Origin of the sequence: Wolbachia endosymbiont of Drosophila simulans wHa, assembly GCF_000376605.1 — a bacterium.
In the GTDB taxonomy this organism is placed as follows: domain Bacteria; phylum Pseudomonadota; class Alphaproteobacteria; order Rickettsiales; family Anaplasmataceae; genus Wolbachia; species Wolbachia pipientis.
The window spans coordinates 330,384-345,134 of record NC_021089.1; the positions used below are offsets into that span (position 1 = coordinate 330,384).

Sequence of the window (14,751 nt, forward strand, 5' to 3'; positions counted from 1 at the left end):
AGCCTTAGCTACATTGTGAGATATCAATTTCCTGAAGTTTATGCCTATTATTTTGGCAGAAGTAGTAAAACTTTAATCAAACTCAATAATACTGTATTATATGTTTGTTCTGCAATTGTGCAAAAAATGACCACTACCAGAGAGAAAATTGCTATCGACTCTTTAAGCTACCAAGTAGTTCAAAAGATAAAAGAGTTGAGGTTATTAAGGGGATATTCTCAAGCGAAGTTAGCAAAGGAAACTGGTATATCAACGTCACAAATACGAAGATATGAACAAAGGATAGATGCTGTTTCACCTGAAAATGCAGAAAAGATGCTAAAAGTATTATCGGCTAGTTTTAAAGATATATTTCCTACAACAGGTTATGTTAATTACAAGGAAGAAAAGATGCTGAGTATACTGCAAAATTTAAAAAAAATTAAGGACCAAGAATTTCGCAGTGCATTTTGTGTATTAGTAAAACTTTTGTCAGGGGAAATTCAAATTGGCAAGAGTATAATAGGTACAAAGTCTATAAAGCACAAAATTGGACAAATGGCAAAAGATTGGAGGTTCGTAAGAGGATGTACTCAGTTGGAGTTAGCGAATAAAATCGGATTATCACAACAGCAAATACACAGATATGAACAAGGTGTAGATTGCATGTCATTTAAAAAGCTATCTGAAGCAGAAAAAGCATTAGTGAATGCTAGAGTTTTATTCTGTGGACCAACAGAAGAAAATTATTACGAAGATGAAGATAGTGAAGGAGAAATGAAAATATTAAATATAATGAAAGAATGTCAAAAAATTGAAGATCAAAGATTACAGGATTTATTGAGTTCATTTTTATCAGAGGTAGTAAAAATTAGCGAAGAGAAGCAGAATCAATAAAACTTATTTTTATAGAAAAGGTATATCTTTATGGACATTTGTATATTTAACAAAAATTTTACATGTTTTAAATTTAAAGGAGGGTGAAGGTGAGAAAACTACAGAAAATAATAAGAGTTATAAAAGGTATCTCTATAGAGCGATACGTTATTTTGTGAACCCGAATTATACAAGGCTGTTTCAAGCAAAGATTTAGGTAAAATAAAGTCGTTACTAAAAAAAAGGTGCTGATTCTAATGAATGCAGTAGCAATGGCTCTGCACAAATGTTGGCTGTTGTAAAACTGTTCATAAAGGATAAAAAGGGTTCAGCAGCGAAAGAGAAACAAGTTGTATGACATGGATGTAATTCAGGAAGCCAACAACAATGGGAAACTTTCGGAGCTACCGCCCTCTTTGGGAGTGTTAAATAAACCATACGCGTCAAGTTAAGGAATGTAGAGAGCTTAAAGTAGATACCCTGGTCTTCCTATATCTGTCTTTCAAAGAAAACTTTGACCAGATTATAGTAAGCTTTTTTAGAAAAATTTTTAAATTATTGACAATATTGTTTAATATCAAAAAGAGCTCTCTAACCCGCCTTTTCAATTCAATAAATGCCTTTGTTAAACTGAGCTCCGTGTTCTTTTTTAGTTTTACACAGCCAATCATTCCGTGAAATACGAGAATAGCACATAATTTTGCGTATAGCTCGCACAATACTCTAAATGGATTTGTCTTTCCTTTTAGTTTATCAAGATTGATATGACTTTTATATAGTTTAAATAGTAATTCGATTTGCCATCTTACTCTATAAACCGTCAATATTTGTTCAGCATTAATTTTACTCTCTGGAACATTAGTTATAAATATTGACCAATCTAATAACTTTTGATTCTTTTGAGAAGATGTATATCCATGTGACTTTGCTAATTTATTAGCCTTTCTTCTTCTAGCCATAGACTGTTCTTCAGTTAGCTTTTGACATATAATTCTTACCTTAATTTTTACTTCCTTTCCTAATAATACTTCTTTTTCTGAAGATAATTGACCTTCCAAATACTCCAATAGCTCTATTTTTTGATTTGTTTCTATATCATATATATTGGTATCAGACTTATAACGACTAACAAAATATGCACCTGCTTCATCAATCTGTTTAAAAGAACTAGGCACAAAGTAGCCCAAGTCAAATATTAGCAAATCATTGGCTGATAAACCGTTCAGATAATCCCTATAACCTTGATCCGACCTTATTCCTTCCATAAAATTTAACTTATCTAGCGCTTGATTCAGGTAATCAAAGACTAACTGTAGCTTTATTCCTGATTTGGTATTATTCTCACAATCTCTATAGCTACTGCCATATCCTTTGTACATATCTTCCATGCTACTGGGCAGGCTAATGTAGCTGCTATCCAATAATTTAACGCTTCCAAATTGCTGTAAAATTTTGCAATCAATCTGTAGACTTTTTTTAAATAAACACAAAGCTTCGTTATACATTTTTTTCATGAACTCAACTGCTTCTTCACTAAACCTAAAATCTAAACCCTGTTTTGTAATTTCTATCGAGTCTTCATTTAGCAATTGGCACATTGTTTCTATGCTGCAATCATCAACTCCTATGTTACCAAAAACCATAGCTTTTATGAATGATGAGCCATTAAGTTTTCTCTTTCTTTTTATAAAACCTACTGCAATTGATATTTCGTCTGCTTTTTCATTAAAGAATTCATTGAGGTCTTTTGATAAGCAAGCTATTCTGTCCATTGTAAGTTCTCTCATTTATATATCCAAGAGAATTTATACTTATTATTTTCCTTCACTCTATCAACTTTACTTACACTTTTCCTTAACTTGACGCGTATGGTTTATTTAACACTCCCAAAAAATTTCTATATATTCAAATATAGCAGTTTTGATATGCTGTTTAGAGTGCCGAGAGGTGTCTATTGGTAACTCCCTTTTTAGAGAACTGAAGAAGCTTTCCACAACAGAATTGTTGTAACAACAACCTTTATGACTCATCTATGTTTTTTATGGATAAGAGATATTGATAACCTTGCAAAGTATATTGTGAACCTTGATCACTATGTAATAGTAGATTTTTGGCAGGTTTACGCTTGTTAACGTCCATTAATAAAGAGTCCATAACCAATTGTTTATTTATTGAACTGCTCATTAACTACCATGCGTGAATATAGATCGATTATTGTTGCCAAATATAGTCATCCTTCTTTGGTTTTTATATAAGTAATCCCATACTTTATTTGGTTGATCGACAATAAAGTTTTGGTCTAATATATTGGGAGCTACTGTCCGTTTGTTGTTTCTTAATTTTAAATTTTCTTCTCAATATAGCCTGAATACCATTTTTCTGCATAATACTTTGCACTGTTTTTAAGTTGCAACTTTTACCCAAAGCCTTTAATTCAGCATGAATTTTAGGAGCTCCATATCTACATTTAGAAGCTTGATATATTTTTTGAATATCTGCTAATAACTCTTTATTTGCTGATTCTCTACTGCTTATTTTCCTTGTAGTCCACTTATAGTAGCCACTAGCAGAAAATCCTACATAATTCCTGTACTTTATAGCAGTTACTATATAAAAAAATATTTTACTCTTTTTGACTGGCCAGGGCTTTTTTTAAAATGTCTCTTTCTCTTGTTACTTTTGCTAACTCTTTCTGTAAATCAAATCTCTCTTTGTCATAAGGTGCTACATCTGGAAATGCATTTGCCGCTGACTTTTTTTCGTTATATTTCTTCATCCATTTTCCTAATACACTATCCCTTATTCCTAGATCTCTTGCTACTTTTGCAACTGGTTGACCTACCTTTCTTTGTTCATTTGCCAGCTTAACAGCTTCCAATTTGAATTCTGCCGTATATTCTCTTGCCATTTCTAATCCTCCAAAATTTTATTTTACCCAAAAAAACTCTTTTCTTTCTCTCCACTTTTTCTGGGTAAGGTCAGTATGGGAAAAGGTGAAAGATGTACTAAAAAACCCAGAGATGATAAAAAAGGAATACCAACGTAGAGTATTAGAAAATAAAAATGATGAATCATCAGAGAAAAAGTTTGCAAGAAGAGAAAATCAAATAAAAGAAGGTATCGAAAAATTAATGGAAGATTATTATAGTCAAGAAAATGCAGGAGAGAAAGGATATATAAGCGAGGAAGAATTTAAACAGACAATGAGAAAAATGAAAGAACGCTTACAAGGGATAGAAGAAGAGAAAAAAAAGGTAGTTGATCAGAAGGCAGTAGAAAAAGGAATAAGTCTTATTATAAATAGCATAAAGAATTTTTATTCTAGTGTAAAATCGAACCTGGAACAGCTAGATTGGCAAACTAAGCGCGGCATTATTAAAGCATTAATAGGACAAATTAACATTGGTTGTGATCAGGTAGAAGTAGGATTTCAGATCGAAGAACCAGCACAGGATGGGGGAATTCTTAATTTGTATCATTGTACTACACATCATAATAAGGGGGTTGGCGAAGGGTGTCAAGCAAGTTTTTTCGTTTCTATAAATCTGGATTTCAGCGTTATGCGCTGGAATGACAACGTGAGGTAAATTTTTCAACATCCCAAAATTACAGAATTCAGTCTGTTTAATTAAGTGTGAACTGTTACACGAAAATTTTGTAAACAGATTAATATACCCTGTTTTTGCTATTCATCTAAAAATGGAACCATAGAGTACGTTGAGGAGCGTAAGCAAATTTTAATGCAAAAATTACTATCAAAAAATAGATTATGCAAGAGGTCTAATTATTCTGCCGCAATTTTGCTCTATCACACTTGCCACATTTAATATTCCAGCTTCATCATAATAATTTCCAATCACTTGCAAGGCAAGTGGTAAACCCTCATTGGAGAGCCCAACAGGAACAGAAATAGCAGGCAATCCTGCCAGACTTGCCGGCACAGTAAACACATCATTGATGCACATAATTAGCGGATCTGGCTTTTCATTTAAGCCAAAAGCTTCTGTTGGAGCAGATGGCACAAGTATGTAATCTATTTTTTCAAACGCTTTTATAAAATCATTTCTGATTAATGCCCTAATGCACTGCGCTTTTTCGTAATATTCATTATGATGACCTGAAGAAAGCGCATAAGCGCCAATTAAAATTCTTCTTTTCACCTCTTTACCGAAACCTTCTGCTCTTGTTAGTGAATACATTTCTTCAAGGGTATCAGCATCAACCCTGAACCCATAACGCACACCGTCATAACGAGCAAGATTGGATGAAGTTTCAGCAGAACAAATTAAATAATAGACTGGTATTGCATATTTAGTATGTGGCAGAGTAACGTCAACAACTTCAGCGCCATTTTCTTTTAAATAGGAAGCAACTTTCTCCCAATTATGGACTATTTCCTCTGAAATTCCATCCATCCTATATTCTTTTGGTATACCAATACGCTTACCCTTAACATCACCATTTATAAAGCTGGAAAATTTAGGTGCTGGCTTTCTACTTGATATTGAATCTTTTGTATCATAGCCACAGATTGCTTCCAGCATTAATGCTGAATCAGAGACAGAACGAGTAATGACTCCTGCTTGATCTAGAGAACTTGCAAATGCAATCATACCAAAACGCGAGCATCTTCCATAAGTTGGCTTTATTCCAACTACTCCACAGTAAGCTGCTGGTTGGCGTACAGATCCACCGGTGTCACTCCCTAGTGCTCCAGCGCATAAAAATCCAGCCACCGATGCTGCAGATCCACCAGATGATCCACCAGGAACAACTTTTTCCCCATCACTTTTTCTAATCCACACATTTTCGACAGGGCCAAAATAGCTGTTTGTGTTCGCAGAACCCATAGCAAATTCATCCATATTAAGCTTACCGAGCATGGCTGCTCCACTTTTTAAAAGCAAGTCAGACACCGTAGATTCGTAAGTCGGAACGAAATTTTCCAGCATTTTTGAGCATGCTGTTGTTTTTATTCCTTTTGTACAGAATAGATCTTTGATGCCAACTGGTACACCCATGAGCGGCGAGATTAAATCATCCTTTTGCCTAGAGAAATATTCATCTGCAGCTTTAGCAGCTTTCATTGCTATCTCTGGGGTTTTTGTTATAAATGCATTTAATTTCTCATTTTCAACCGCACTGATGTGCGCCTCTACGAGTTCAACGGCAGAAAAACTCTTTTTTTTGAGCCCGTCATGCATTTGTGTAATACTTAACTTTCTTAGTTCATTCATCAATATTTAATTTTTAGCAAGACGTTAATTATAACATGGCACGATAAAAAATCCATACATTTATAGTTACAGCTAGAAATGTAGCTAAGGTAACTTAGATTCACCGACAATCGTCATCCCGCTACTTGTTAGCGGCTAAGAGATACCGCAGCGGTATGACGTAGAAGCTATACTTTTATACTCACCAACTCAGTATCCAATCCGGATTGTATCTTAAAAAGGTCAAAAGACTATAATAAGCAAAGGAGTGATACTGTGTCTGAGTGAAAATCGTTGAGATCCCAGTGTCTGCTGCTTGCATAGCATTTATTTACAAAAAAATAGTCATGCAAGAGACTTTGCTTGGATATTTGATATAATTTAGGTCTATTAAAGCAAAAAATACTAACATGAATGAAGTGATAACATTTGGTTGTCGTCTAAATTTTTACGAGAGCGAGTTAATCAAAGAAGCATTAAAAAAAGCAAAGAGAGAAAATGTTGTTGTGGTGCATAGCTGTGCAGTGACAAACGAAGCAGAACGTCAGGTAAAGCAAAAGATACGTAAGATTTACAAAAATGATCCAAATAAAGAAATTATCGTAGTTGGTTGTGCTGTTCAGTTGGATCCAGAAGTTTACAGTAGCATTCCTGGTGTAAGTAAAGTGCTCGGTAATCAAGATAAGCTAAAAGCTGAAAATTACTTACTAAATGACGATAAAATCTTGGTCAGTGATAACCAAGTAGAACCTGTTCTAATTAATGGATTTGAAGATAAGTCAAGGGCATTTATTGAAATTCAAAATGGTTGTAATCATAGCTGCACATTTTGTTCAATTACTGAGGCAAGAGGGAATAATCGATCTGTGCCAATAAACAGTATTATAGAGCAAATCAGGATCTTTGTAGAAAATGGATATCAAGAAGTAGTGTTTACAGGGGTTGATATTACTGACTTTGGTACAGATTTGTTGGGTAAGCCATCACTTGGTTCAATGATTAGGAGAGTTTTAAAGGATATACCAGAGTTGAAGAGGCTAAGACTTTCCTCTATCGATGTTGCTGAAGTTGACGACGAATTAATGGATTTAATAGCTAATGAGTCAAGACTTATGCCTCATTTACATTTGAGTCTACAATCTGGTAATAATTTAATACTAAAGAGAATGAAGCGTCGTCACAACAGAGAGCAAGTGATAGAATTTTATCATAAAATGAAGAGCTTGAGACCTAATATAGCATTTGGCGCTGATATTATTGCTGGATTTCCAACAGAAACTGATGAAATGTTTCAGGATACGGTTGATCTACTAAAAAAAATAAATGTAGTTTACCTACATGCTTTTCCATATTCAGAGCGGAAAAATACACCTGCTGCACGGATGCCGCAAATACCAGAAAATGTACGTAAAGAACGGGTAAAGCACCTAAGAGAGGTGAATAAGGAAATGATGAGCAGTTTTTATCAATCTTTGCTCAGCACCGAGCAAAGCGTTCTGGTTGAGCAAAATCATATCGGTAGAACAGAAAATTTTGCATTAGTAAAGCTTGAACCAAAAGCTCAAGCCAAGAGTATTGTGAAAGTTAATGTTAAAGGAGTGGAAAATAATTATCTAATCGGAAGTATCTTACCTTAATTTTTTGTACATTAAAGAAATATATGATATAGTAGTTATACTATAAATGATAATTATGGGTTCATTTGTGATAACTAAAATATCTATTGCTTTATTTTTAATTTTCATTCCATGTGTCTATTTTTTTATTACTTATATTAGTAATAGTACACACATTGAGCAAGTACAACCCTTAAAATTAGAAACAGACAATGATGAAAGTGTGATACGTTCTGAGGAGGTTACTGCAAAAGAAATACCAATAAAATATCAAGAACTTGAAAGTAGTCCACCTTCTGTTTTCCAAGTAGCTGATCAGAAAAATATGTGGTCACGTATTGCAGATCAAGCTGAGCCTACAAAAGAAAAATCAAAAAAACTTGATTTTTATGTTAGCGCTAACGGTGGTAAGGTATACCATGATAATTTAGAAATATTTGTAAAGGGTATAAAGGCAATAGGGGAGAGAGTCCTAACTTTAGTTGAAAGTCATTATGGTTTTATAATAAAAAATATAGTGGCAGATGAAATTAAAAGTATACAGCAATTTGATGGTAAAATTGATTTCCAGTGGTTTAGCAGCATGTCTTTAGGTTACTATGCTGGAGAAAATGGTAAAATTGATTTTGAAGCCGCGTATTCTATAGCCAATATTGAAGATAGTAATTCTCCTCCGGTATTTGATAAATCAGCAAGTATATTTGCGTTTTTGTTAAACTTCTATTATAATCCCAGCGTTCAGGATACACAATTTGCTCCGTACATCGGTCTTGGTATAGGACCAACAGTTTTTAGATTAAAAAGGATTAATGGGTCACCCCAAAATTCAATGCCACTGAATGTTCCTTGGTTTGCTTATCAAATAAAACTTGGTGTTGATTATTCAATAATCCCAGAAATCAAAACCTTTCTCGGCTATCGTTACTTTAGCGTTCCGATACCTGTTGCAGATGACATATCTACTCACAATATTGAAGTTGGTTTGATATTTAATTTTTAGTGATAATTTAATATATATATAAATTCTTATCTTTTCTATCTAACAAACCAAATGTTGGTACGATTGTTGCTTTTAAAAAAATGACAGTTTCTACTGTTCTAATATTATTCGCTAGCCTTTTTGATTTCTGATGCAATAAGCTTTGCTTATCTTCTCTATGTTCTATAAGCCCGCCGATTACCATAATTTCACCGCTCTTAATTTTTAACATAGAGTTCATTTCTCTGATTTCAACAATTGGAATGTCGCTATTTAATTTCATTTTACTCTGCTGTGCGACGTACTCTATATCTGGATCTTTAGTGTAGCCGTTAATTCTTGATAAAGTTGGATGTATATCCATGAATATTTCACTAGTATCAATGTTAATGCTTGGGTGGATTATTAGCACAACACCTATTGGGACGCTATTCATCTTGGTAATTAAGGTCTGATTAGAGTTTCTAGTATCTTTTTGTATATCGGAGGTAAAATAAATATGGTTTTTAGTAAATGAAATCATCGCTTGCTGATTATTTATAGCATGTACTCTGGGGCTTGAAATTACAGTTGAAGTGCCAAATTTGTCTAAATTTTTTACTAAATCTCCTAGATCATTTGCACCAAAGTTCATTGCTAGGTTAATAATGGAGTTATCTTGATTTATTATAGACTTAGTTCCATCTTGTAAGTCATTTAAGTTCATACCAGAAAGGTATTTGTCATCTAGCACAACTTCAACTATTTTTGCCTCTATCATTACTTGAGAAGACGCTAACTTCTTAACCTTATTAATATATTCTTCAACAGCTTTGTGGATATCTTTTCTAGCATTCAAAATAATAACACCAGCTTCTCTGTTGGATGAAAGGAATTCGCCATCATCCACCCCGTTAACATCCATTATTGCATTCAAGCCTTTTTCTAATGAATTCCATAAGTCACTACTGTATTGAGACTTCATAACATTGTTATAGTCCCTATCAACGTTACTTCCATCACTGTTAGTAATATTGTTATTAATGACGAAACTGCTTTGAGCAGAATGTTGAATATTGATGAAGTCTACGTAATAATTTTGTGCGTATGGCAAGTCCTGCTCAATTCTAATTACACCATTACTTGTTGAGTAACGCAGTTTGGCGCTATTTGCTATACTCTGAATTACTTCGTTTATATCCTTATCTTTTAGCTTTAAAATAATATTACCTGATATTTTTGGGTCCATATCCAAGTTAACGTCAGAAAGTTTTCCTATCTCAATCAGCAAATCCTTTACTGATACTTCTTCACTAACATTAATAGAAATAAGCTGATTACTGATTGTGAGATCGGGAAACTCTATTGGTAAAGGCATAATTTCTGGTATTGCCGGTTCATTAATCTCCAAAGAGGTGTTATATTGTTGCAACGGATAATCGTGCTTATAATTGTCTATGTTAATAGGATATTGCTTGGTAGGTAGATGTGTGCAAGAAATAATGAAGAGGAGTATTAAGCATTTAAAAATAGCCATTAGAACAGCATATAGATCTATACTAATAGATTTCTATAAAAATATTAAAAATGTATTTAATTTCGTTTTCATCGAGCAGATAATTGTCATATATTAGCTTTGGCTATGTATTTTTTGTATACTCTTCTTGTACTTAAATGTAGACCAGCATAGCCTTAGTTTTTTTATATATTTTACTTCTTTCTCTATATTTAATAATAGGCTTGAAAATAAATGGTAAGCCTATAATTGTTAGGCTTAGAGCTAGGGTTGAAAGTATACAACAGGCTTTGTGTTTACTATGTAGCTCTTTCAGGTAAAGCATCAAAAATCTGCAAAATTTTTTGTAATTTTCTTCGATGTTTTTTTTGCTATGAGCCTTGCTAATGAACATATCTATTGCGGTATGACCGTTATTACACTTAATGTTAAGGTCTGCACCTTTTTCTATTAATAGCTGAGCTATATCAAAATAATCCTTTTGAACAGCAAGATGTAGAGGTGCAAAACCTTGTTGCTCACAAATGTTCATATTGGCTCTAACTTCCAATAACATTTTCACAATTTTTGTATGGCCTTTTTTAACTGCCAGTAGCAAGGGAGTTCTGTTACATTTAGTAACAGCATTAATGTTTACCTTAAGCCTCAATAAGAGCTTAACTGTTTTAGTGTTACCATTATGGCTAGCTTTATGCAGCCTGGCGTTGCCATTAAAATCTTGATCATTTGCATCTATTCCTTTTGATACAAGAAATGTTACCATTTTTCTATTATTATGCTCAATAGCGCAATCTAATGCATCAAAACCATGATTGTTTTTTGTGCAAAAAAACTCTTTAAGTTTAATTTTATCGTTACTTGCTTGCTGTTTTTTTGCAATAAGCTTTACTATTTGCATTTTGTTGTTACACGCTGCTAGGAAAAGCGTAGTGTTATTTTCTGCATCTTTGGCTTCTATATTTGCACCTTTCTTTATCAGATATTCTATAATTTCTGCTCTGCTGTCATAATGTGCGGTGCATTGATAAATGGTTAAAAACAAAGGAGTACGAAAATTGTTATCTTCACATTCGAGATTTGCTCCGCTATCAATTAAAATTTGGACGCTTTTTTTAGAACCGTATAGTGAAGCTATATGAAGAGGAGTATAGCCCTCTTTGACATCTTTTTCATTAATTTTTGCGCCTTTTGTTATCAAAAAATCTATTAATTCCGTGTCATCTTGTAGTGCAGCAAGGTGCAGTGGAGTAAATCCATTTTTATCCTTGGAATTAATTGTCAGTTGATTAACAAAAAGTTTAGCAACTTTCTTGTGTCCATGCATAATGGCATAATGCAGTGGATTTCTATTTTCGTTGTCTACGACATTGAAATCAGCTTCGTGCTCTAGTAATGACTTTACTCCAACTAAATCACCTTCTTTTGTGAACTTGTGCAAGAGAGTGATTCCACTTGCATCTTTTGAGTTAATATCAAATCCATTTTCTACTAATTGGTTTATATCTTCCTCACGCGCCATATCACTTAAATCTCTAATTAAACTCTTTTCGCGTTAATAATACTCCTACTTGATTAAGTTTAAATGAATCTGTGAGAAATGGCTAGTGCATTCTTGCATAACAAACTTTTGGCAGCGCATTGGATGAAACGAAAAACTTACTTGACAAACTCCGCCAGCCCTCTTATCATGAAACTGAAGCTATTTATTTATCTTCGCAATCTCTGCAGTGGATTAATGACAAAAAACTTAATGTATTTGGCGTAAATCATGCTTAATTTTTTGCACTATGTGCACCTCATGTCTTTATAAAACTTTTAGGTTTCTACCTATACAAGCCGAAACGCGCTTATAAAGTGTTTAAGACAGTAAAAGACGTCAAATAGACAAGGGAGAATTTGAATACTAGCTACCCTAGGGTTTCTTTGCCTTTTTTTTTATTTGGTAAATTTCTTAATATTTATAGCTAAACGACAACTGTCATTCCTGTAAAGGTCAAGTATCCCGCTACTTGTTAGCGGCTGAGATACCGCGAATGAATCGCGGTATGACGGTTAGCGGTGGCGTGACGATAAGCTCGTCATTCCGCTACGTGTTAGCGGCTGAGATACCGCGAATGAATCGCGGTATGACGGTTAGCGGCGGCATGACGTAGGATTGCTGTCATTTCGCTACTTGTTAGCGGCTGAGATACCGCGAATAAATCGCGGTATGACGGTTAGCGGTGGCGTGACGATAAGCTCGTCATTCCGCTACGTGTTAGCGGCTAAGAGATATCGCGGTGGTATAGCTATAAATTGTTGATATCTTTTTTATATCACATTTTTAACTTACAATAGTTAGCCAGCGTTTCTGACATTAACCAAATTTTTCAAATTCTGCACTCACCACTACCTATAACTCACTTTCACGCAATATTGATCGTTCTTAAAAAGCAATCTAACATTTTTTATTCCTTGATTGCGAAGCTTTGATGCAGCTGATTTAGCAGCCTGAGCACTTTTAAAAAATGCAACATATCCCTTACTTTCTGCACTGTCTTGTTTTGGGTGACGTTTCTGTATTTCTTTTTCATACTGCTTTCTGTAATGAGGAGTATTTTGTATCAATTGTTCTGACATCTTTCTTAGGTATTGGACTTTTACTTTTGCAAGCCCAGATTTATGAAATCCTAAGACTTGAGCTGCTTTTTCTGATAAGTCTATTATTCTACCTTCAATAAATGGTCCTCTATCGTTAACCCTTGTAACAAGCTTTCTTCCATTTTCTAAATTAGTGACAAGAACAAAGCAGGGTAGGGGCAAAGTCTTATGCGCTGCAGAGATCAAGTGACGGTTAAACACTTCACCATTTGCTGTAAGCGTGCCATGATCTTCTATTCCATACCACGACGCTGTCCCTATCTCTTCATAGTGTTTACAGTTTTTTGGATAATAAGTTATACCATTTATTGTATAGCTGCTGCCAATTTTGTAATGACCTGCAGTGCAATTAAACCTGTTGCTAAAACTGCAACTACTCATCAAAACGAATATTAGACATAGGAAGGCTAGGTTTTTTATCATTGTATTCGGTAAGAGGGTTCGATACTATGAGGATTTTAAATTATACTATAATAAATTTAGTAATGAGTAAACATCTACTGCTAAATATTAACAAAACTCAAGAAGGAATAATACATATTATTGGTATAGGTGGAATCGGAATGAGTGCCATTGCTGAAATTCTTCACAATTCCAATTACAAAGTTCAAGGCAGTGATGCGCAGTCAAACAACAATGTAGATAGATTACAAAAGCTGGGTATAGAAGTTTACATTGGTCACAATGCTGATAATATAAGCCAAGCTCAAATAGTTGTATATTCTTCTGCGATAGAATCTGATAATGTGGAGTTAATTGCGGCAAAAAATAACAATAAAATCGTTTTGCATAGATCAGACATGCTTGCTGAACTTTTAAGAGATAAATATGTGATAGCGGTTTCAGGTTCAAGCGGAAAGACAACAACAACCGCTATGATTGCTTCCATTTTTGATCATTCTAGCATTGATGCGACTGTAACTGTAGGAGGGATATTAAATTCCTATAAGAGCAACTTCAAACTTGGAGGGAGTGACACTTTTCTGATCGAGGCTGATGAGTCTGATGGAACTATGCTAAAAATCCCTGCAAAGATTGCTGTCATAACAAGTATCAACAATGACCACATAGATTATTACGGCACATTTGATAATATCAAAAATGCATTTTCCCAATTCGTGAATAATGCAGGTTCTGCAGTTTTACCTGATTCTGTAGACATCGATTATGATGCGGGTAATTCTATAACGTTTGGGTTTGAGAATGGTAGCATAAGAGCCAGCAACATTAAACAGCATGCTAACAGCATAGAATTTGATGTGTTGAACAACTGGATTCCAGCATTACGTGCTGGAATGACAAAAGGAAAGTGTACAGAGATGTCATCCCAGTGCGTGACACTGGGATCCAGCCCTTTAAAAAACATAGTACTATCAAATGCAATTGGAATTCACAAAGTAAGCAACGCCCTAGCTGCAATATCAGTTGCGATAAAGCTCGGAATTAGCGATGCAGAGATTAAAAAAGGCCTTTTGGAATTTCAAGGAGTAGCAAGAAGATTCTCTTTGATTGCCGATATTAAAGGTGTTAAGTTAATTGAGGATTATGCCCATCATCCAAATGAAATATATGCAACTTTAACGGCTGCACGTTCGATTACTAAAGGAAAAGTAATAGGAATTATCGAACCACTTCGTTTTGCCCGCATTCGTAATTTTTTTGATGAATTCATACGAATTTTCATGATGTTTGATTATGTCATCCTCACTCCTGTTCATCCCCCAGAAGACAATCCTATTCCTGGTTGTGGGATTGATGATATACAAAAAGCTTTAATCAGTAATGGATTTAATAACACAAAAATTATGAATGATGCTTTGCTCATTTCACATTTTATTAGTGATTCGACAAGTCCAAGTGATATAGTATTATTTATTGGTGCTGGTAGTAATATAGCTAAGCTAGCAAAAGAAACTGCAGCACTTATTGCGGAAGTTAAGGTTTAATGTA

The 14,751-nt window shown here is 34.2% G+C and carries 10 protein-coding genes and 1 pseudogene; 5 read left to right on the plus strand and 6 right to left on the minus strand.

Annotated features, from left to right (window positions below):
- Positions 1-15: 15 nt before the first annotated feature.
- Positions 16-876 carry a helix-turn-helix domain-containing protein gene (locus tag WHA_RS01460; protein WP_015588938.1) on the plus strand — a complete coding sequence of 287 codons (861 nt, stop codon included), beginning with the start codon at positions 16-18 and terminating at the stop codon, positions 874-876.
- 422 nt (positions 877-1,298) lie between these two features.
- On the opposite strand, the gene WHA_RS01465 is transcribed toward WHA_RS01460, so the two are convergent.
- Together WHA_RS01465 and WHA_RS07470 are read right to left on the minus strand one after the other, a co-directional pair.
- Entirely contained in the window at positions 1,299-2,627 is a 1,329-nt protein-coding gene (locus WHA_RS01465) for an IS4-like element ISWosp9 family transposase (RefSeq protein ID WP_041573564.1), read from the minus strand.
- 114 nt (positions 2,628-2,741) lie between these two features.
- Positions 2,742-3,763: pseudogene (locus WHA_RS07470) on the minus strand (IS3 family transposase); the annotation flags it as partial.
- Positions 3,764-3,848: 85 nt separating this feature from the next.
- Between WHA_RS07470 and WHA_RS01475 the strand changes: the two are divergent.
- Entirely contained in the window at positions 3,849-4,442 is a 594-nt protein-coding gene (locus WHA_RS01475; protein WP_227738582.1) for a hypothetical protein, read from the plus strand.
- A gap of 180 nt (positions 4,443-4,622) precedes the next feature.
- Here WHA_RS01475 and gatA read toward each other — a convergent pair whose 3' ends face one another.
- Positions 4,623-6,092 carry an Asp-tRNA(Asn)/Glu-tRNA(Gln) amidotransferase subunit GatA gene (gene gatA, locus WHA_RS01480; RefSeq protein ID WP_015588939.1) on the minus strand — a complete coding sequence of 490 codons (1,470 nt, stop codon included), beginning with the start codon at positions 6,090-6,092 and terminating at the stop codon, positions 4,623-4,625.
- 389 nt (positions 6,093-6,481) lie between these two features.
- Between gatA and mtaB the strand changes: the two genes are divergently transcribed.
- Positions 6,482-7,708 carry a tRNA (N(6)-L-threonylcarbamoyladenosine(37)-C(2))-methylthiotransferase MtaB gene (gene mtaB, locus WHA_RS01485; RefSeq protein WP_015588940.1) on the plus strand — a complete coding sequence of 409 codons (1,227 nt, stop codon included), beginning with the start codon at positions 6,482-6,484 and terminating at the stop codon, positions 7,706-7,708.
- Positions 7,709-7,775: 67 nt separating this feature from the next.
- The gene (locus tag WHA_RS01490) at positions 7,776-8,687 is read left to right on the plus strand and encodes an outer membrane protein (RefSeq protein WP_041573573.1); all 912 of its coding nucleotides are present in this window, start codon (positions 7,776-7,778) and stop codon (positions 8,685-8,687) included.
- A gap of 7 nt (positions 8,688-8,694) precedes the next feature.
- Here the strand turns inward: WHA_RS01490 and WHA_RS01495 are convergent, their stop codons facing one another.
- The 3 genes from WHA_RS01495 to WHA_RS01505 form a co-directional block, all read right to left on the minus strand.
- Positions 8,695-10,182, minus strand: a complete 1,488-nt coding sequence (locus tag WHA_RS01495) for a type II secretion system protein GspD (RefSeq protein WP_015588942.1) — start codon at positions 10,180-10,182, stop codon at positions 8,695-8,697.
- A gap of 133 nt (positions 10,183-10,315) precedes the next feature.
- On the minus strand, positions 10,316-11,680 hold the full coding sequence (locus tag WHA_RS01500; protein ID WP_015588943.1) for an ankyrin repeat domain-containing protein: 1,365 nt from the start codon (positions 11,678-11,680) through the stop codon (positions 10,316-10,318).
- Between the two features lie 869 nt (positions 11,681-12,549).
- Complete coding sequence (locus WHA_RS01505; RefSeq protein ID WP_015588944.1) at positions 12,550-13,224, minus strand: septal ring lytic transglycosylase RlpA family protein; 675 nt, start codon at positions 13,222-13,224, stop codon at positions 12,550-12,552.
- 26 nt (positions 13,225-13,250) lie between these two features.
- On the opposite strand from WHA_RS01505, the gene murC reads away from it, so the two are divergent.
- Positions 13,251-14,747 carry a UDP-N-acetylmuramate--L-alanine ligase gene (gene murC, locus WHA_RS01510; RefSeq protein ID WP_015588945.1) on the plus strand — a complete coding sequence of 499 codons (1,497 nt, stop codon included), beginning with the start codon at positions 13,251-13,253 and terminating at the stop codon, positions 14,745-14,747.
- The last annotated feature ends 4 nt before the right edge of the window (positions 14,748-14,751 follow it).